General features: G+C 37.8%; 13 protein-coding genes and 2 pseudogenes. 9 read left to right on the forward strand and 6 right to left on the reverse strand.

What is annotated here, in order from left to right; translation table 11 throughout:
• Positions 1 to 10: 10 nt before the first annotated feature.
• On the reverse strand, positions 11 to 721 hold the full coding sequence (locus CE557_RS01095) for a hypothetical protein (protein WP_114909786.1): 711 nt from the start codon (positions 719 to 721) through the stop codon (positions 11 to 13).
• A gap of 119 nt (positions 722 to 840) precedes the next feature.
• On the reverse strand, positions 841 to 1,500 hold the full coding sequence (locus tag CE557_RS01100; RefSeq protein ID WP_162789919.1) for a hypothetical protein: 660 nt from the start codon (positions 1,498 to 1,500) through the stop codon (positions 841 to 843).
• 304 nt (positions 1,501 to 1,804) lie between these two features.
• Here CE557_RS01100 and CE557_RS01105 point away from each other — a divergent pair, with 304 nt between their 5' ends.
• The 5 genes and pseudogenes from CE557_RS01105 (at position 1,805) to CE557_RS01125 (ending at position 7,112) form a co-directional block, all read left to right on the forward strand.
• The gene (locus CE557_RS01105; RefSeq protein ID WP_114909788.1) at positions 1,805 to 2,140 is read left to right on the forward strand and encodes a recombinase family protein; all 336 of its coding nucleotides are present in this window, start codon (positions 1,805 to 1,807) and stop codon (positions 2,138 to 2,140) included.
• A gap of 520 nt (positions 2,141 to 2,660) precedes the next feature.
• Positions 2,661 to 3,365: pseudogene (locus tag CE557_RS01110) on the forward strand (IS3 family transposase); the annotation flags it as partial.
• Between the two features lie 134 nt (positions 3,366 to 3,499).
• Positions 3,500 to 5,338, forward strand: a complete 1,839-nt coding sequence (locus CE557_RS01115; protein WP_114909790.1) for an AAA family ATPase — start codon at positions 3,500 to 3,502, stop codon at positions 5,336 to 5,338.
• Positions 5,339 to 5,534: 196 nt separating this feature from the next.
• A pseudogene (locus tag CE557_RS01120) lies at positions 5,535 to 6,371 on the forward strand (IS256 family transposase); the annotation flags it as partial.
• Between the two features lie 507 nt (positions 6,372 to 6,878).
• Complete coding sequence (locus CE557_RS01125; protein ID WP_114909791.1) at positions 6,879 to 7,112, forward strand: hypothetical protein; 234 nt, start codon at positions 6,879 to 6,881, stop codon at positions 7,110 to 7,112.
• A 536-nt stretch (positions 7,113 to 7,648) separates the two neighbouring features.
• Here CE557_RS01125 and CE557_RS01130 read toward each other — a convergent pair.
• Positions 7,649 to 9,787, reverse strand: coding sequence for a WH2 domain-containing protein (locus CE557_RS01130; protein ID WP_162789920.1), 2,139 nt, complete (start codon positions 9,785 to 9,787; stop codon positions 7,649 to 7,651).
• A gap of 521 nt (positions 9,788 to 10,308) precedes the next feature.
• The gene (gene uvrB, locus CE557_RS01140) at positions 10,309 to 12,324 is read right to left on the reverse strand and encodes an excinuclease ABC subunit UvrB (RefSeq protein ID WP_114909794.1); all 2,016 of its coding nucleotides are present in this window, start codon (positions 12,322 to 12,324) and stop codon (positions 10,309 to 10,311) included.
• Between the two features lie 208 nt (positions 12,325 to 12,532).
• Between uvrB and CE557_RS01145 the strand changes: the two genes are divergently transcribed.
• From CE557_RS01145 to CE557_RS01155, 3 genes are all read left to right on the forward strand, one after another.
• Entirely contained in the window at positions 12,533 to 14,470 is a 1,938-nt protein-coding gene (locus CE557_RS01145) for a hypothetical protein (RefSeq protein ID WP_114909795.1), read from the forward strand.
• 266 nt (positions 14,471 to 14,736) lie between these two features.
• Positions 14,737 to 15,438, forward strand: a complete 702-nt coding sequence (locus CE557_RS01150; RefSeq protein WP_223245909.1) for an MlaE family ABC transporter permease — start codon at positions 14,737 to 14,739, stop codon at positions 15,436 to 15,438.
• A gap of 15 nt (positions 15,439 to 15,453) precedes the next feature.
• Positions 15,454 to 16,197, forward strand: coding sequence for an ABC transporter ATP-binding protein (locus tag CE557_RS01155; protein WP_114909797.1), 744 nt, complete (start codon positions 15,454 to 15,456; stop codon positions 16,195 to 16,197).
• 154 nt (positions 16,198 to 16,351) lie between these two features.
• Here the strand turns inward: CE557_RS01155 and CE557_RS01160 are convergent, their stop codons facing one another.
• Entirely contained in the window at positions 16,352 to 17,635 is a 1,284-nt protein-coding gene (locus CE557_RS01160) for a serine hydroxymethyltransferase (protein ID WP_114909798.1), read from the reverse strand.
• 65 nt (positions 17,636 to 17,700) lie between these two features.
• A complete protein-coding gene (locus tag CE557_RS01165) occupies positions 17,701 to 18,828 on the reverse strand; it encodes an ankyrin repeat domain-containing protein (protein WP_162789921.1) in 1,128 nt (375 codons plus the stop codon).
• A gap of 476 nt (positions 18,829 to 19,304) precedes the next feature.
• On the opposite strand from CE557_RS01165, the gene CE557_RS01170 reads away from it, so the two are divergent.
• Positions 19,305 to 20,405, forward strand: a complete 1,101-nt coding sequence (locus CE557_RS01170; protein ID WP_114909800.1) for a hypothetical protein — start codon at positions 19,305 to 19,307, stop codon at positions 20,403 to 20,405.
• Positions 20,406 to 20,410: the final 5 nt, after the last annotated feature.

A 20,410-nucleotide genomic window follows, 5' to 3' on the forward strand; every position in this document is an offset into this window, starting at 1 on the left:
AATAAAATGATTAAGGTAGTGCACGGATACCGATATTATTACATTGTTGAACAATATTCAGCATAAGCTGATCAAGATTATTAACTCCATTATGGACTTGTATAGCAGAATCTCTAGCCGTACAAGCAGATCTATTAGCCTGATTAAAATCAGCTAGAGCACCTCTAATACCATTATTTTGAGCATAATAACCTTGAACATCATTCATATTATAATCAATATTAAGAATTGGTTCATTCATGCCGTTTATTATTTGAAGAATATGTTGGTGGCTATTATTAGCAGCTTGCATAGCATTTTCAGCTTGACCAGCAGCAGCTTGAGCTCGATCGACAGCAGCTTCAGCCTGTTGTCTAATATTCCTTGCTTGATTCGAAGCATCTAAAATATTCTGATCATTAGGTTGAGCCTGCCCAGCTCGTATACGGGCCTTAGCAGCAATAGCAAACCTATCAATAGCACCAGCAAGACCATTCACTCTATCAAATATAAGGAGCGCCTTATCAAGATCAATTTGAGCAAGTCCGTGATGATGATCAGCCCAATTATGTGCTCTTTCAGCACCATTAGCGATAGAATTAATGGCTGCTAATAATCCATCATTATAATCATTTAAAATTTGATCAGTCCCTAAATTAGCAGCATTGTAATCTTGTGTAAGGATATTATATCTTGGATTATATGGATCAGGTCCTGGTGGATCATCTGCATGCATTGCCATTAACGATACTGGTATAAAAATGTAAAACAAAGACTTTGATAATAGTAATGTTAACCTCTGCATGTTAATTCTATGTGACATTGTAATTAGTGATTAAATATGAATAATTAAATTGGTGCTTATAATACATCTCCACCTGCTCCTAATTTGAGCCTAGATTCTTTTTCTCTATCATCGTCTGTTTTAGACATCATACCTACCGCAGGTAAAGTATCACCTCCTCCTAATTCCAATCTAGCCTTTTCTCTGTCATCAGCAGTTTTACGGGCCATATCTGCTGTACGTCTAGCATTAGCAGCATCCTGAATTGCACGATCAGCAGCTTTCTGTTGACTAATAGCAACTCGCTCTGAAGTATCAGCTCTACGTTTTATGACATTGAGAGAATGCTGAAGTAGCTTATCGTTACATAAGGCATCACCTCCTCCTAATTCTAATCTAGCCTTTTCTCTGTCATCGGCAGTTTTACGGGCCATATCTGCTGTACGTCTAGCATTAGCAGCATCCTGAATTGCACGATCAGCAGCTTTCTGTTGACTAATAGCAACTCGCTCTGAAGTATCAGCTCTACGTTTTATGACATTGAGAGAATGCTGAAGTAACCTGTCACAGTCTATAGAACCACTTTGTACAGCAGATGAAGAAGCCTTAACATCTTGTCTCTTTTCGGATGTTCCATCACCACCACTATCCATATAGCTTGGATTCCCTATTTTGTTACATCCAGCTATTCCTATTGTATAACAGCATAATAGAACTTTAAAGTTATTCGCGTTCATTTTGATTTATGTTTATGTTCAAATTAAAGCTAGTTTTTATTACTATAGCAGCTTACAAAACTTATTACATAATTCTACAAAAAAATTACAAAATCTGCAAGTAATTACTATAGCCATACAACATATAAGTATTTTGCATACTAACAGCCCACTAAATTAGTTTCTAAATCAAATTTTCATATACCTATTTGCGACATAGATTATGTTACTGAATAAGTAACAAAAATAGCTTTTATAATGCGGTATTATTGGTTAATATTCGTATGTTTCATAAACGATCGTTTGTGAAACATAATTACATAATATGCTTATAGGGTACGCACGTATATCTAAGTCAGATGGTAGCCAAACGCTAGACTTGCAAGTAGATGCTTTAAAAGAAGCAGGAATATCGGAAAACCATATCTACAAAGATGAAGCTTCTGGCAGCATAGATGATCGACAAGACTTAACCAATTGCCTCAAAACGCTTAGAGAAGGAGATACGTTAGTCGTATGGAAACTAGATCGACTAGGCCGAAACCTAAAACACCTCGTCAATCTAGTACAAGAACTACATGACAAAGGGGTGGGGTTAAAAGTATTAACCGGACAAGGGGCAAAGATTTATGATTTTTTCGTATATTGGGATCGAAAGTAGGAACAAGATGGCGCATTAGTGTCACTTCATTAGCTCTATTAAGAATCATTTCTTTAGTTAAGTATGTAGCATTCATGCTTGATTGATTTTAGGATTTGATTCGAAGAGGCCTAGTTTCTATTTTTCAGGTGTCGAGCCTCAAAAAAGTAAATTTTTTAGCCTTCTTCGGGGGGCTTTTTTTATGCCCTTCGAACGGATAATGTTTCCAAATAACTTTTATTGTTAAATAGGTATTGCTGTTTAATCGTCTTTATAAAATTTATAAACCGATTAATAATGAGTACTTTTTATATTCCATGTATCTATTCTAAAAACCCCAAATGTTATATAATTAATATTATGTTAAATACATACTTAACAGACAGTAGGGTATAAGCAGCTCTACTAATAAAACGCCATAATTGCCAGTGGCTTCTAAAACACAGTGATCCAAGGATTGATCAAGTTGAGCCAAAGATTTATTGAAAATGAATTGGTTTTTTACTGTTAACGCTAATATTAAATACTTTTATAAGTTGATTATCAACTTCATAATATATATAATCAACTACAAGAAGATGGGTTTAATGTAGGTAGAGATCGTGTGCTTAAGTATATGGGTGTACTTGGTATATCGGCTATTTATCCACGTAAGAAGCCCTCTATTTCTTGTAAAGATGCGCAGCATAAGGTATATAGTTACTTGCTGGATAAATATTGGATCAATTTTGGTAAAACAAAACGTGTGCATGTACCTAAATCGAATCAAGTTTGGAGTGGGGATATTACTTATATTCGAACCAGTAGTGGTTATATCTATCTTTCGGCTATTATAGATTGGCATAGTAAAGCCATATTGAGTTATAAGTTATCGAATACTATGGATACGATACTTGTAACAGATACATTAGAAAGGGCACTAAGTAAATATCCTGCACCAGCGTTCTTTAATAGTGATCAAGGTAGTCAGTATACTAGTCATAAGCATACAGATCTATTAAAAAATCATAATATTCAAATCTCTATGAATGGAAGGGGTAGAAGTATTGATAATATTGTAATGGAAAGATTTTTTAGAACCCTAAAATATAATTACATCTTTATCAATGAGTTTAAAAATATTAAGGCATTAAAAGAGGGAATTAGCAGTTATATTACTAAATATAATTACCAAAGGTTTCATTCTACTATTAACTATCAAAAACCTATGAACGTGTATCTTAACCATTTAAAAATGATAGCCTAGCAAATGGGAAAAAATAGGAAAGAAAAGTAAGAAAAAAATGTCCCAAAAAGAAAGTCCACTATAAAATACTATAAAAACCATCTATCTTTCAGTGTGCAACAAGATTATATATTCCTAAATAAAAGGATCAGGATATGGATTATAAAAAAGAAGAGAAAAAACTAAAAAGAGCGGAGCAACGAGTAGATGCTACCGAAAGTGTACAAATCCCCATTGGGAAGGCCAGTGTTAAGCAAATGATAGAGGCTGGATTTTACGCAGATAAGACTTCTTATATTACTAAACTTTTTAAAGATGAGGGAACTTATTACTTCTTTACAAGACCACGAAGATTTGGTAAATCTCTACTACTAGACACCATAGATCAAATAGCAAAAGGAAATAAAGAATTGTTTAAAGGGTGCGCTATTTATAAAGATCAAACCTATAGGTGGAAAAAATATCCAGTTATTTGGTTGAACTTCTCAAAGTTGGCTAAGGATAATCCAGAAAAACTACAAAATAACTTGATAGATGTATTATATACGTTTGCTAAGAATCATAATATAAGTAGAAGTGAAATAGATCCCATTATAGGTGAGCCGACCGTAGAGGGTACACTGGAAAAGTTGATTAATGCATTAAAAAAACTAGGTAATGGTTATGAACCTACACCTATTATCTTAATTGACGAATATGATAGTCCATTAATCTCTTGCGAAAAAGAGAAGTATGAAGGAGTGCTTGCTGTCCTTAGTTCATTTTTTAAAGTTTTAAAAGGCAGTCAGAAGGACTGCAAATTTATCTTTGTCACCGGCGTAACTAAATTTCACCTATCTGGACTTACCTCAGGGGCAAACTCGGCTAATGACATATCATTGCATGAGGATTATGCAGAGATGTTGGGCTATACAGACAAGGATATTGAAAAGTTATTCTTTAATGACAAACACACATATATTAATACAGTCATAATAAATCTAAGGGAAAATTGGTACAAAGGAGAAAGCTATACAGACGAACAATTAAAACAAGAGTTAAAAGATTATTATAACGGCTACTGTTTTAGTCGAAATAAGGGTATCAAGCGGATGTATAATCCAGACTCTATATTGAAATTTTTTCGAGATAAAGCATTTGGTAATTACTGGTCCAACTCTGGTAATCCTGCCATCTTACTACAACAAATAAGAAATGATATCAATAGGTTTACAATCGCTTGGAATAAGTCCAGTCTTGCAATCAATAAGCTGGATTTTGAAAATTTAGCAGGCTCTCTTTCCAAGATACCATTACTCCCTTTAATGTACCAAACAGGTTATCTTACCCTAGATCCTAATGGATTTAAAGAGGACATACGAGAAGATAAAAACGCAACGGACTACTATTTAAAGTTTCCCAATGAAGAGGTAAGATCTGCTTTAAAGTCAACCTTAATTAAGATTATGGACGAAGTCCAGGAGGAAACAGGTAAACAATATAGCACTTCGATTCTTAATACTTTAAGAAATAAAAAGTGGTCTGTCTTTCTTAACTATATTCGAAGTGATTGCTTAGCTAAAGCAGGCTATCGTTTTCTAGATAAAACAGAGAGGAGTTTTCAAAGGGCTTTATATTTATTTCTAAATGGTGTTTTTCATGCAACGCATGATATGCAGACTAGTGCTGAATCCGACAGTGGCATAGGCCGCACAGATATCGTTATGGAGGACCATAGAAACGACCAAAGAGCTGTCTATATCTTTGAGTTAAAAATAGATAGACCAGCGCTGGAGGCTTTAACACAAATACACAGTAAAGATTACAGTATTAAATATGGTTCATGTAGTGAAAAAATCCTGATAGGGATAACCTGTGATGCTGCAAAACTTAATATAACAGAGGCAATTGTTCAAGTACATCAAAAAGATGAGCAAGATAATTTTAGAGAAGTTGTTTATACACACTTTACAGTTGACCAGTCTGGTTATTTTAAAGAGGTAATAAACCAATAGCCAATCATATTAAGAACGTCAATTCGGGATTAGATCATATTTTTAATATGCTAATCAGCATTAAAATAATTTAATGGATTAACGAGTAAATATGAATAGAAAATATCTAGGAAGTAATTTGGGGAAGTGTTCGATTAACTGTGTCAAGTCTGCAAAAAGTTATAATTTAAATAATTAAACATTTAAGGTTTTAGACATGGAAGAACATATGCAGAATGACTACGTTGGTTTAGTAGATTACAAATTTCTGGAGGCAAATATTTTGTCCTCTATCCGTTTAGGTAAACCTTTGACAGGTAAAGATGGAGCTTTAACCCCTCTGATCAAGAAACTTCTAGAGGCCAGTTTAGAAGGTGGAATGGCGCACCACTTATCTAATGCTTCAGCAGTACATAACCGAAGGAATGGCAAAAGCTGTAAAACTTTGCGCACAAGTTCTGGTTCTTTTGATCTACTAACTCCTAGAGATAGAGTAGGTAGTTTCGATCCACAGATAGTTAAAAAGCGCCAAACAAGTCTTCATCCTGAACTGGAAACCAAGATATTAAGGATGTTTTCTAGTGGTATGAGCTATAAGTCTATAGCCGCTCATATTGAAGAAATCTATGATCATAAAGTATCAGCTGCTGAAATATCGGCTATTACAGATAGCTTATTGCCAGTAATAAATGAATGGCGTAATCGTCCTCTTCAATCGGTCTACCCCATAGTTTTTATGGATGGTATGTTTTTTAAGGTTAAAGAAGATGGGAAATGTGTAAGTAAATGCCTGTATACCCTATTAGGAATAGATCAAGAGGGTAAAAAAGAAATGCTAGGCTTCTATTTATCTGAAAGTGAGGGAGCTAATTTCTGGTTAGGTGTACTGAACGAGCTTAAGACAAGGGGTGTAGAAGATATCCTTATTGCCTGTGTTGATGGACTAAAAAGCTTTCCTGCAGCCATTAATAATGCTTTTCCCAATGCACAAGTTCAGGTCTGTGTAGTACACCGCGTGCCAAGTATGGTACAAACAAAGGAGATGAAAGGAGCTCCTACCAATAAAACCTTTAAGTTGGATAGCCTGAGACAGATGCTAGCAGCGTAAGCGGCTAGTATGAAGCATGTCTGACAATGCATGGCCAATACCCACTTTGGGCCAGCGGGCAAATCAATAGGTCGTAATGAAAATGAGCGTAATTAGTAGCGTCGTAATTACATGTCTAGCAGATATCAGTGGGAGAGCTAGAAGAAAGAAGTGCTGATCGCCTCTGATGTACGGGTAAAGGCAGCAAGTTTAGTGGAAATAAAGGTGATACCACTAATCTACTTCTCGGCGTCTAAACGGCGACATATTGAGAATGTTTGTACAGTAACTTGGGAGATCCTTAGATACGCACGGTTAGTAATAATTGTAATATACTGGTTATAAGGTTAAAAAAACTGAAATTCTAAGTACAGCATCTAAGGAAGTCGGAGGGGGTCATAGTACTGATGATAGTAAGGACAACATAACCTTACAGGAAGGAAGGGCTCCTACTTTGATCAAAACTTATTAAGTATGGAGGAATTGGTGACTGTAGAGGGTAAAACCTTTGCTCAAAGCGCCCTAGAAAAAGTTCGGGTACTACAAAATAAGTTGCATCAAGCAGCCAAGAAGGATCAAAAGAGAACATTTGATCGGGTAATACCTGTACCATATAAAAGCTCTAGTATCAACTTGTCACGTAATCCAGTATACGATGTATATAATTATTTTTATTATCATCACAAGGTTGATGGCAATTATCAATAAAATCTTGATAAGTAATTTTATGAATTATTTTTTGTATTGTTTCGAAATTGCGCAAGGGATCTACCACTTCATTGCTACCTCCCTCATAACCTGAGGGCAAAGGACTGGCTGAGATACCCATTTCGTAATTGTATATATTAAGCCTTCTTGTTATATTACAGCCGCATGTAAAGCAGATTAAAGATAAGTAGTAAGAAAAAGAATATAAAATTTTGTTATATAATTTATTTTTTATTATGCTCATGTTAGCTAATTAAATTCAAGCAAAAATGGCCTATCTAAGAAATAGATAATCTATGTCTATCTAAGCTGACATAACTGATGGAAAACCTCCTTATTCAGGTTAGGGCTTGATTTTTTGCCCACTTTTTTCTTGATAAAGAAGTGGGATACAATCCATTACTAACCCAGTAACATCGTGAACAGGTAGATAAGGCCTAGTGGCAGGCGGCCATATAAAGCAGCATACTGACACAACTACGACTAGGTGATCCAGCAGGTTCATACTCTATTGCAACGCATGTATAAATCTATAGCTAATCGTCCCACTCATTGTCATCTTCCTCCGGCTCGGAACCGGAATCAATATCACTCACTGTTTCATTCTTTGGGTTCAGTGCCTCCCTCCTTTTTTCCATCGCCTTGTGTAGGCTCGCAAACAAGGGATTCGTAGATTCGATATGCCCTTTACCCTTTTTACCAGAACTAGGATCATTTTCCACCTTCTTAAGCTTTATACCACCGGTTCTAATCTCCTCCAACAATGCATCACGATCAGTACTACTTTGCTGCATCTGTTTATTCCCAGTACTTGCTGGTGGCGGTGGAGCCGGTATACCGTTCACGACAGGCCCAGTAGCTGGTGGCATCGGAGGTGGAGGCGGAATGGATCCATTGGTAGAAAGCAGCTGAGATCCACCAGGTGTAACCGCTTGATCAGCAGGAGAACGTTTGGGTTCAGATATAGTAGATGACTGAATAGATGCTTTCTTATTTAACTTGCTTGTTAGTTCATCCATCATAGGATTACCACTACTACTTTGTAATGGCCGATCTTTTTGTATTCTTTGATCCATTTTAACCCCACTACCTTGATTTGGCTCGCTTACCGATTGTAGAACGAATCCAGCTGACGGAGGCATCGGAGGCGGTGGTGGTGGCGGAACCGGTATGCTGTTCATGCCAGGCGTACTTTTTTCCATCTGTGTTGTAGGTTCTTCTTCTAGTACTTCAACATGCCTAAGCTGTCTACCTTTTTTAATCGCGTCCAACAATGCCTGACGACCAGAACCATTTTGGGAGGTCTGTGTATTGCTAGACCGAACATTTTCTGACAGTGACTGTGGCGGAGTAGACGCAACATGAACCGTATGATTACTGTTGTTACCACTACATTGTAGGTCTGAAGATGGAGCGGTCGGTGGTGGTGGCGGTGGAGGAGGCGGTAAAGGCGTTGTAAACTCAGATTTTTTACAAGACGTAGATGTAGATCCTGTATACTGCATGGGTGAAGTATGTACGGACACCTTACGCGCATTCTGCGTAGGTGCAGCTTCTGGATTATGGGTATGCGTCTGTTGCTCATTTCTGCTAGCATCATTTTGATCTTCAGCATGTAAGGGTACCTCTCCCCCATCAGGTACCTTATCAGATTGCGCCCCTTCCTTTTCATGCTCGTCTATTGGCGTATCGTCAGACAATCGCTCTACTTGCTCATAGTAGATATGCGGCTCTCTATCTGTTTTCATCAAAAATCTTACCTGGTCTAATGTCATCAAACGATAATATTCCCCTTCCTGAAGGTAACAGTAGGCAGATGGATACGCTTCTAAACGCAAACTTGAATAATCATTTGCTACACCCTTTGAATCAAATTGTAGTAGATCACCTACAAATTCAGCCGGACAGTTTATATAATCTGCTGCTACTGCTGTCTGAGTGGCCCATTCTGAATCACACGCTAGCATTTCTTTGACCAAATGTACCAGACTAGGCTGCGCTTTAACCAACAGAAACCCTACCTTTTCAAATGATTTAAGCGTAGCAGATGGTATGCTACCACTAATCGACAACTTGCTATTGATGCAACTGCTTGTAGTGTAGCTATACTTTTTATATAACTCCGTAGTAAACTCGGAGGTGATGCCATCTTCTTTAAAGATAGCACGATCCACAAAAGGTACTTTATAACAAAATGCTATCTCCCTCCAGGATGGATTATCTTGTATTTTATGCCAAAAGTCTTCCTTGTCACTACTAGACGCACTGAGCGCAGCGGATGGATCCAATTGTTGCAACAAACGTTCCAATAAGGTATGGTCCACTTTTATAATACGCGGATCTTCAATATGATCATAGCGCACACGTACGATAGGCTTTTGCTCGCTTTCTTTCCCAACCTGCGGGTGGTGTTCAATAAGCTTCATCCATCCTTCTTTCGAATGAAGCTTAACAATAAACACCTCTTTGGTATCAGCTGTTACAAAAACACCACATAGCTCATCACCTAGATTCAATACCGTGCCCCTACCTAATACAAATTTAACATCATCACCTTGCGCTTCCTTTTTATTTTGAACCTCTAAATCATTTGATTTTGAAACTGATGGTCGATAAGGTTCACCACCTATTTGAAACCTGGATGCGTTACCAGGAAGACCCTGACAAAAATCCACATTCGCACTCAGTAAAATATAAGTCGCTGGAAAAATTATATTTGAACCTACTAGGCCTTTCGTGATAGATTTAATTTTATTAAATTTGTCCATCATAATTGTTTTTTGTTTTTTAGTTGTTGCTTGAAGTGTTGTATAAATAGGCCTATAGGGCTCCCTTAAAAGATTCTATTTTGATCATTCAACCTAATATTCGATTACCTTTCTATCCCCTAGATTCAGGCATAGAAAATAGAAATAAAAATAGAATCAAATGCTATCTAAACACTGACAAAAAAAGCTATTATTCTACTTATTACGCCATTAAACTTGGTGGTATAGCATGCTATATACCCTACATGGTGATGGCTGAATAGCTATGAAAAGCGTTGCTAGGCCATAGCGTTTTCAGATAAAAACCTCAGGCAATGAAGCTTATACTAAAGGATAGTACCTACTTCAGTGCCTTTTATGTCTCCAGCACCTGTTGCTACAAGCGCATGATTAAGGTTACTAAAAAAAATTAAAAAAACAAAAGATTTCTAGGAAGCGTTGCTCTGTTTTTTTAAGCTTTCTACGGCTTCTTTTAATCGGTCTGCTTCCAAAAACTGTAGTGCTTCTGCCGCTTGGTACATTTGATCTTCCAATAGCTTAATGCGTTCTTGTAGGGAGGCTTGTTTGCCATAAGGCGCCGTACAGTCGGAAACAACGGTCGGAAAAGCACGCTCCTCATCCGCTACTTGTCCAAACGCGTCGAGCCTATTATCCTCTAAAGCTATAGCAGGTTGTTGTTGGCATACAGAACTAGGAATAATATGATGTTGTGTATTATAAGCGATTTGTAAAGCACGCCTACGTTGTGTTTCGCTAATAGCCTGTTCCATAGAAGTGGTTACCCTATCTGCATACATGAGCACACGCCCTTGTGCATGACGCGCTACCCGGCCTATGGTTTGGATCAGCGCGCGCACATTGCGCAAAAAACCTTCTTTATCTGCATCTAAAATAATCATCAAGGAAACCTGGGGCAAATCCAACCCTTCCCGCAACAAGTTGACACCCACAAGTACATCAAAAGTACCATTGCGTAGGGCATTCAATATGACCACACGGTCTAACGTTTTGATCTCAGAATGGATGTATCTACAACGGATTTGGGCATGCACTAAATAATCGGTCAGTTCTTCTGCCATGCGTTTGGTTAAGGTGGTAATTAATACCCGTTCCCCTTTTTTAACAATCTGTTGAATCTCTTCTAAGATGTCATGCATTTGATGCAGTGTAGGACGCACCTCTATTTCAGGATCTAATAACCCAGTAGGACGTATAACCTGCTCTATAACGACGCCACCCGAACTTTCTAGTTCATAATCAGCAGGCGTTGCACTAACAAAAATAACCTGATGGATCAGTTGTTCAAATTCATCAAAACTTAATGGACGATTGTCCATAGCAGATGGCAACCTAAAACCATGTGTTACTAAATTTATTTTTCTAGCCCGATCCCCTCCTGCCATAGCCCTGAACTGGGGAATGGTAACATGGCTTTCGTCAATAACCATTAGGTAATCTTTAGGAAAATAGTCTAGCAAACAGAAAGGACGCTCTCCAACTGACCTGCCATCTATATAGCGTGTATAATTTTCAATCCCAGAACAATACCCCAGTTCTCGCAGCATGTCCAAATCTAACGCTGTCCTTTCTTGTAGCCGCTTGGCCTCTTCCAACTTGCCAATTGCATTGAAATGGTTTACCTGCCTATGCAACTCTTCTTGAATCTGTTCTACCGCATTATCCAATATATCTTTCCCCATTATAAAAAGATTAGCAGGAAAAATAAAAGCTTCTTGTAGCTCTTTGCGTTTGCTACCAGAGGCAGGATCTATGATATGGATGGCTTCCAGTTCATCTCCCCAAAAGATAAAACGATAGGCATAATCTCCATAAGCCACAAATAGGTCAATGGTATCTCCCATGACGCGAAAGCGCCCACGTGTACATGCACTATCATCTCGGCTATAGAGCATCTCCACAAAACACTTTAAAAGATTATTACGCGATAATGCATCGCCTACGCGAAATAAATGGCTATTGCGCTTGAAAGATTCTGGCTTACCCAGCCCATAAATACAGGAAACAGAAGCTACTACAATGACATCTCTCCGGTCACTTAACAAAGCAGCCACTGTACTAAGACGCAACCGCTCCAATTCATCATTAATCGCTAACTCCTTTTCTATATAGGTACCACTAGCTGGCAAATAGACTTCTGGTTGATAGTAATCGTAATAGGATACAAAATATTCAACTAAATTATTGGGAAAAAAGGAACGCAACTCACCATATAGTTGCGCCGCTAAGGTTTTGTTATGGCTGATCACTAGCGTAGGCCTATTTAACGCTTGAATGGTATTGGCTATCGTAAAGGTTTTTCCAGATCCCGTAACGCCCATCAATACTTGGCTCGTTACCCCACGGTTGATGTGGGCCACAAGTTCACGAATAGCTTTGGGCTGATCGCCGGCAGGTTCATAGGATGAAACAATTTTAAATGACATAAATTAGCAGAATAATAATTTACAAACCGGCATAAAAATAAAAAAGGCAGCATGCATCCGGGCATTGTAAGCAAAAAAAATAAGATGTACAAATTGATACAAAATATAATATCTGTATGTTTATACCCATATATATTTGTTTTTTGAATTTAAAATCAGTAAAATAATAATTTACGCTACAGATTTCATATCTACATTTTGCAATTTTATGGCCTACGTTCAACAAGCTGCTTGGTTCTGGGCACTCATGCTCCTTTTACAAGCGTCTATCTGCAGCAGAAAACGTTGCCGACCTGCGTCAACACCTATACCCGTAGCAACCATTTATAAAAAGTTGTGCTGCAAGCCATGCGCATCAGACCATGCGCCAGAGGAGAAGGAAGAGCAGGTTATTGATTTTAATCCTGAGTTTGGTGATGATGATGATTGCAAGATCTTTAATCCTAAGGTTGATGGCAATGTAGACAATAAGATGCATAGTGATTCTAACGGTGAGGGTAGCGCTGGCTACGATTCCGGTTATGATTCTGATAAAGATGCTGATAAGGATGCTAGCGCTACACCTAAAGCCAAGCAACCGCCATCATCCGTATCGGATCTTAAGAAGCATAATATAATTTTTGATTTTGAGCGCATCATCGAAAAAATGCGTAAAGAAGCTGATAGAAGTAGAAATATCCACTGTAAATTTTCAGGAGATAGATTGATACGCACCGTAAAAGATGAACCGAATGATCAGCATAGCTTATACGCTGCAGAAGATTATGTCATTCAAGGATTGAATATATATCGTGCTGCAAAAAAGATCTGTGTACTATATGAGCAAGATCCTTCCGCATTTGAAGTCAAAGCGCATGAATTTTTGTGTTATTATTCGGATCATTTAGAAAAACCAGAAGCTTTTTGGATAAACAAGATCAAAGAGATCAATCAAGGCGTTGTAACATACTTATACAAAAAGGGGTTTCTAGATGCAAATCTAGATGCCATAAATAACAACTTAAGAATAGCAGAAAACTATGTTGGATTAGATGATACCCATTACAACGTTACGACTAAATTCAAGATAGAAGGCAAAGAATTTGCATTAGAAGATACAAAATGGCCACCCCTAACAGCAACCCAGAAAGAAGCCTATCGCAATAGAAAATCAGAAAAATACTACACACGTTTAGATCCATTTGAACAAAAGTTTATTGATGCTTATAAATCTGAACTTGGTGATGATAAGCATTATATCCCAACCCAAATTCGGACCATTCCAGGATGCAGGAATGCCTATCAAAAAAGGATTATCGCTTATGATCAGAATAATCACCCAACTGTATTAGGCCGTTATTACCATAGCGGATCATTGCCTTCACCTATTCAATGGACAGATAAAAAGACGGACCAGAAAATTACTCAAGATAATTGGGCACAAGTCCAACAACAGGATAAAAATGTAGAAGTAATATCTTTAAATTACAACATGGATATAAAAGGCTTTGAGCAACTGCGTGAAAAAAAGATTGTAGAAGATACAAGGCAGGTAGTCGGCAATGACAGGTTTATGAATTTATCAATCAACGGGATTGGAACATCTTTCAACCTTAAGAATCAATATAATAAATTATTAGAAGATTCAATAACTTGGTATACAAAAAATTCTACAGATCCATCTATAAATTTTAAAAAGGATCCAAAAGACAAAAGCTTTTTTATGGAGTTGGAAAAATTAGGAGAGGCTGCGCAAACACCTGAGCTTTTGAATAACCTAAAACAGATCACCTATATATCGGATAATCCCAATGCCACTACCTGCGCAAGTTATATTGCATGTAAAGCAATATTAAGTCAAGCTGATCCTAGTACTACTTCTGTTTTATTTTGTTGTAAAAGTGGTAAGGACAGAACCGGTATAATCAGTTATTTAACGGATGCAACTATTATTTGCAAGTCTTGTCCAGAATTGGATATAGATATAGATAAAGTCTGTAAAGACCTAGCCCTCACTAGACATTATCAATCGTTGGCTTGCATAAATGGAGGTATGCCAGGTAGATTTGGCATGAAACCTGTTCGAAACAATAAAGCATGTAATAAGTTTACTGAGCTACTCTTTCCTAGAACAGCAGAGTTAACAAAAATTCCGCTAATTAGATAACGCCTTAGTGGCCCTATGGCCAAACATAGGTCAAAAAAAGTATACATCCAATGCACCTGTTTTTAAGTATTGAAAATCAATGAAATTGTATTGATCTACTGATAATCAATTAGATTATTATATTTATACTAGCGTAGTAGGGGATGATGGTTTGATTGAGATCTATTTTTTAGCTATATTCCCGGAATATAATGTAGTTTTTTCTTTGGGCTTTATTCTAGGTTATGATAAAAGCGTTTGGCGCATATTTACTTTTTTTACGTGGAATGTTTGGCAATCCCATTCCATATCGCATGTTTTTGGCCCGGGTTGCGAAAGAATGTATTCAGGTAGGGGTTGATGCCCTCTTTATTGTTTGTATTATTTCCATTTTTATGGGCGGGGCTACTTGTATTCAGTTGGCATCTCAATTAAAAAATCCACTGATCACAAAAGATTTTATAGGTGTTGCGGTACGGAATATGACCGTTTCTGAATTAGCCCCAACAGTAATTGGTATTGTTTTTACGGGAAACATCGGTTCTAGTATAGCCAGTGAGCTGGGTTCTATGCGGATTAGTGAGCAAATAGATGCCTTAGAGATTATGGGTGTAAATGCAAATAATTATTTGGTTTTACCTAAAATTATTGCTACCGTCTTGATGTATCCATTGCTGGTGATTATTGCTATGTTCCTTTCTATTTATGGAGGGTTTCTCTCTTGTAAGTGGCTCACTTCAATTCCCCCTCAAGCCTATATCAATGGGTTAAGAAATGCGTTTGATGCATACGATGTCCATGTGGCACTTTATAAATCATTGGTTTATGCTTTTATTATCTCTTCTATTGCTTGTTATAAAGGTTTTTTTACAAGGGGGGGGGCATTAGATGTAGGCAAATCCAGTACAAATGCTGTGACCAGTAGTTGTATTGCGATTCTGATCGCAGACTTATTTTTAGTCTATGTTTTACTTGGTCATCGTATCTAACCTGATCACACTTGTATGATTACCTTTGAAAACATTTCTAAATCTTTTAATGACAAGGTGGTCCTAAATGGGCTCACGGGTAGATTTAAAGCTGGGCAAATCAGTTTAGTAATAGGTGCCAGTGGAACGGGTAAAAGTCTGTTAATAAAATGTTTACTTGGATTGGTTATGCCAGATCGCGGCGTTTCTCTTTTTGATGAGCGGGATCTAGTATATGGCGATAAACCGCTACAAACTGAAATAAGAAGGGAAATTGGTATGCTCTTTCAAGGAGGGGCTTTATTTGATTCTAAAAATATAGAGGAAAATATTCGCTTCCCATTAGATGTACTCACTGCTATGAGCGCATCAGAAAAGAAAGATCGTGTACATGCATGTCTGGAACAAGTAGGCCTTACAGATGCCAAGCATAAGATGCCCAATGAATTAAGTGGGGGTATGAAAAAGCGCGCTGGTATTGCTAGAGCTATTGTGAACCATCCTAAATATCTTTTTTGTGATGAACCGAACTCAGGGCTAGACCCCCAAACCGCACTTAAAATAGATGAATTAATTGCCCAAGTAACCCATACCTATCAAACCACTACTGTAATTGTGACCCATGATATGAATACCATTTTATCCCTAGGCGATTTTATTTTGTTCCTGCACCAGGGCAAAAAATCATGGGAAGGTAGTTCTAAAGATATTTTACATACCAGACTAAAGCCATTACAAGACTTTCTGTTTGTTGGCAAGATGAAAGAACTCCTAAGCTAACGACGGTAGATCACACGAAACGATTCCCCCTTCGCTAGATAAAAGGCAGCTATAATGCTTGTATCGTTTCTATTCATGGTACTGTTTTAGTAAGGCAATTTTTTTACTTTTTTCTTTTAACACAAAAAACAGTGATTTGAACAGGTCCACTCGACTAGCTCAAATGATCAACCGTTGTTAAGGGGAAATGGCGCATATATCTATTGACTGCTTCCTTGACCTTTTTAATCTTATGTTCATTGCCAATATTTTTAAGCACATCATCTATCCATTCTACGATCAATAGCATATCAGAGGCCACCAATCCCCTAGTCGTTACTGCCGCTGTACCCAAACGGATCCCTGAGGTCACTTGTGGCGTAGTAGGGTCAAAAGGAATTAAATTTTTATTCGTGGTAATCGCTGCTTTTTGTAAGGCTGCTTCTGCTTGTTTACCCGTTATATTTTTACTAGATAAATCCACCAACAACAGGTGGTTATCCGTTCCATTAGATACAATTGTATAGCCTTTATCCATCAATGCTTGCGCCATTACCTTTGCATTTTTTTGTACCTGTATGGCATATGTTTTAAAATCACTGGTCATAGCTTCGTAGCAGGCAACAGCCTTAGCAGCAATACTATGGACCAATGGCCCACCCTGCGTACCAGGGAAGACAGCCGAATCGAGTAGAGCCGACATATTTTGTACTATCCCCTTGGCATTGGTTTTAGGATGCTTAAAATCTTTTCCCATCAGTATCATACCCCCTCGAGGACCTCGTAATGTTTTATGCGTGGTAGTAGTAACAAAGTGGCAATAAGGAAAAGGATTATTGAGTAACCCCTGGCTAATAAGACCTGCAGGATGGGCAATATCTGCCCACAAAAATGCCCCTACTTCATCTGCAATCACGCGTAACCGGGCATAGTCCCAATCACGACTATAGGCAGAGGCACCACAAATCATCAGAACAGGTTGTACCTCCCTTGCCTTTCGGGCTACTTCCTCCCACTCCACACATCCCGTCTCTCGGTTTACACCATAAAAAAAAGATTGATATAGCTTGCCAGAAAAATTTACAGAGGAGCCATGGGTTAAGTGACCACCATGGGATAGATCAAACCCAAGTATTTTATCACCAGGCTTTAACAGCGCCATCATCAACGCTGCATTGGCTTGTGAACCAGAATGGGGTTGCACATTCACCCAGTCGACATGGAACAATGCCTTAGCCCGTTCAATAGCTAAAGACTCTATTTCATCCACAATCTGACAACCACCGTAATAGCGCTTACCTGGAAGACCTTCTGCATACTTATTCGTTAGAATACTGCCTGTAGCAGCAGCTACTTGAGCAGAAACAAAATTTTCAGAAGCGATCAATTCTAACCCTTCCTCTTGACGTATTTTTTCTTTTGCTATCAGCTTAAGAATAATCGAATCTTCTTGGATCATCTTAGATATTTACTAGGTCACTACAGTGGATGATCTACCCATTGGATAGACCACAATAAGGAAGGTTAATCCATACCTAAAAGACCTACATGGACAAGCATTAACTTATACAGCTTAGTATTATTTTGATGCATGGCTAGTTCTAATGGTGTAAGCCCTTCTTTATTTTTTATCCATACGCCTCTACCAGCGTGTACCAGTAGTTTTTTTACAATAGCCCTATCTTGGCACTGTACCGCATAATGTAAAGCAGTTTGGCCTATATTGTTTTGTATATTCACATCAATAGCCGGATAACGCAACAAACGATCTACACTTTTCCGTTGCTGCGTAGCGACTGCATAATGCAATGGCGTACTACCTGTGCAATCTTGTGCATTTATCTCCAACAAGCAACAGTGGAGCAAAGTTTTTAACAGCTTACTTTTTTTATTTGCAGCTATAAGGTGCAAAGGTGTAGCACCGTTAGTTGCTTTGGCATTAATGTTAAAACGTCCAGCGTTTAGTAATGCACGAAAGAGCGCTACTACATTTTGACGAGCCGCCCAATGCAACACAGTATATCCTTTTTTATCTTTCGTTTCTACCATCTGTTTTTGCTGCAACAGCATTTGAACGATTGGCAGATTACACGCTTTAATAGCGATCCATAAAGGGCTAGGCTCCGTATCACACATAGCGCCTGCTTGCAATAATAATTGCACAAGATCCTTCCTATTTTTTTGAATAGCAAGTTGTAATGCATTATAGCCTTGACGATTGACTATATTTGGATTGGCACCAGCTGCTAGTAAAAGCGATACAATCTTTTTATGCCCTCTTTCAACCGCAAGCAACAGGGGGGTATTGCCATTTCTAACACTTACCTGATCCAACAAAACTTTGGACTTAATCAGACAGTCCACAATGGCTGGTTTCGCATATTTAGCCGCATAATGCAAAGGACTATATCCTAAAAAATCTTGATTATTAATCTTTTTTCGGTCAAGTAATAGAGTTGAAACTTTTTGTAAGTTATTCTCTTGAATAGCCCATATCAACGCTGTATAAACAACAGTAGGTTGACTAGCGCCAGATACTTCAGTAGCCTCTGATGTAGCATGGGTAGAGAAACCGCTACTGGTTAGCCCCCCCAAAAAAACAATGATTTGTAACGCTTTGGTAGAAAAGTGGAAAAAAGATAATGGTTGCATAGGCATTGAATGACTAAATAGCTAACCTGCTGATGCAGGGATAGGAAACCTCTATTTTTTTGCAAAAAAACTGGGAGGACAAATCTGTTTTTGTAGCCCTATAAAGCGCTTTGGCTGATACAAATAGATGCAATCTAACTTATTTTATAAAAATAGTAACAATAGGCTGCCATGTACCTGGCTTAGCCTAACAATTCTACAACATTTCTGATATATAAGCAAGCCCCATTCCTACAATACATTCAATTTACCATAGGCAGACCGAATAGGCGGTAGCCACCCAAATGGCGTATAAGGGTATATAAAATGGAAAGAAAATAATTATAGGTAGAGGTCAACTACTCTGTAAGCGTGACCAACCTATTTTTCTTTATTGTGATTAATAGTTAAATTTAGATGTTAGGCATCCATCACCTACTATTGTGGGTATGTTACTGATCATACCAGAGATCATTTTCTTTATTTATAGCAGGCATATGTTACATAAAACTGACTCCAAAAGATATTCATTTTTCGCACATTATCTTTTGTTTTATGTCATATCTATAGCCTATTTTCACTTTACAAGTTCTAGTTGTGTACGCAACGAACTGATACCTATCCTAAATAAAACGCTGAGTAATCTACCTGAATCGATCAAGGAAAAATATGTACACCTCATGCAGGCCCCAAACGTACCAGGGGATGAAAAGAAACAGCTGAAACAACATATTGATACAACCAAAGACCAAAATCTTGTAGAAAAACTTATCAATCAATATCATACGCTCTATATAATTTTGCATCCAATATTGCCAAAAGATCAATTTTTTGCATTAAAAAATAGCATAGCCCAAGTTACTAATTTAAAGGAGGCAGACACAGTGGATCAATACATTGAATCACAGCTACCTAAACCATTCATAAAGTTAAGTGATGAGGATAGAGAAAATATATGTAAGCTTCCGGAGGGTCAGCGCAACAATATTCTAGCAATTATGACCCCTAATGAACTCCATGAAGCAGAAGACCAACCTGCCCATAAAGGCACTACAGTCCAGTTAGAAACTATACATCAATTGATTCAAGAGGGTAAAGCGCAACAGGCCCAAGATGAAGATACACCAGAAGATGGCTGGGGCGATAAACTACCATTAAAAGGTAAAGACAGAATGGTGTTTTTAAATTTGATGGTAGAGTATAATGACAACGATCAAAAAGCATTAAAAATGCTTTTCGATGAAGTCGATGCAGATAGTGTTAGGAATTTGGCCATTCTTTTCGCAAGAAGATTTACCAAAGAGGAAAACAGGCGACTCGTAAGTGCAATGATTTACCTTTACAAGGGTTGGCCAGCAGACACTATTAAAATGTGTAACAATACGGCCGAAATGTCTTTGATGGAACAGTTAAAGATCTTCCGAAGGACTACCGGATCGCAGCTAGATGCCTTGCAGCAACTTAATAAGTATCTAAAGGAGCTTATAGAGAACCCTAATCTGTTTAAAGCCAAGTACACGAAGGAACCTAATGATTATATAAGTAGTCTTATAGATGAGGTCAACGAAGAGAGTATAACTGGCATAAAAATGAGATAAAGCCT

Origin of the sequence: Cardinium endosymbiont of Sogatella furcifera (assembly GCF_003351905.1) — a bacterium.
In the GTDB taxonomy this organism is placed as follows: Bacteria; Bacteroidota; Bacteroidia; order Cytophagales; family Amoebophilaceae; genus Cardinium.

What these genes read in the sequence shown, in the direction of transcription:
- CE557_RS01100 (WP_162789919.1), bottom strand. Translation starts at nt 1,500, where the DNA reads ATGAACGCGAATAACTTTAAAGTTCTATTATGCTGTTATACAATAGGA.
- CE557_RS01145 (WP_114909795.1), top strand. Translation starts at nt 12,533, where the DNA reads ATGGCCTACGTTCAACAAGCTGCTTGGTTCTGGGCACTCATGCTCCTT.
- CE557_RS01115 (WP_114909790.1), top strand. Translation starts at nt 3,500, where the DNA reads ATGGATTATAAAAAAGAAGAGAAAAAACTAAAAAGAGCGGAGCAACGA.
- CE557_RS01125 (WP_114909791.1), top strand. Translation starts at nt 6,879, where the DNA reads ATGGAGGAATTGGTGACTGTAGAGGGTAAAACCTTTGCTCAAAGCGCC.
- uvrB (WP_114909794.1), bottom strand. Translation starts at nt 12,324, where the DNA reads ATGTCATTTAAAATTGTTTCATCCTATGAACCTGCCGGCGATCAGCCC.
- CE557_RS01170 (WP_114909800.1), top strand. Translation starts at nt 19,305, where the DNA reads ATGTTACATAAAACTGACTCCAAAAGATATTCATTTTTCGCACATTAT.
- CE557_RS01150 (WP_223245909.1), top strand. Translation starts at nt 14,737, where the DNA reads ATGTTTGGCAATCCCATTCCATATCGCATGTTTTTGGCCCGGGTTGCG.
- CE557_RS01160 (WP_114909798.1), bottom strand. Translation starts at nt 17,635, where the DNA reads ATGATCCAAGAAGATTCGATTATTCTTAAGCTGATAGCAAAAGAAAAA.
- CE557_RS01095 (WP_114909786.1), bottom strand. Translation starts at nt 721, where the DNA reads ATGGCAATGCATGCAGATGATCCACCAGGACCTGATCCATATAATCCA.
- CE557_RS01155 (WP_114909797.1), top strand. Translation starts at nt 15,454, where the DNA reads ATGATTACCTTTGAAAACATTTCTAAATCTTTTAATGACAAGGTGGTC.
- CE557_RS01105 (WP_114909788.1), top strand. Translation starts at nt 1,805, where the DNA reads ATGCTTATAGGGTACGCACGTATATCTAAGTCAGATGGTAGCCAAACG.
- CE557_RS01165 (WP_162789921.1), bottom strand. Translation starts at nt 18,828, where the DNA reads ATGCAACCATTATCTTTTTTCCACTTTTCTACCAAAGCGTTACAAATC.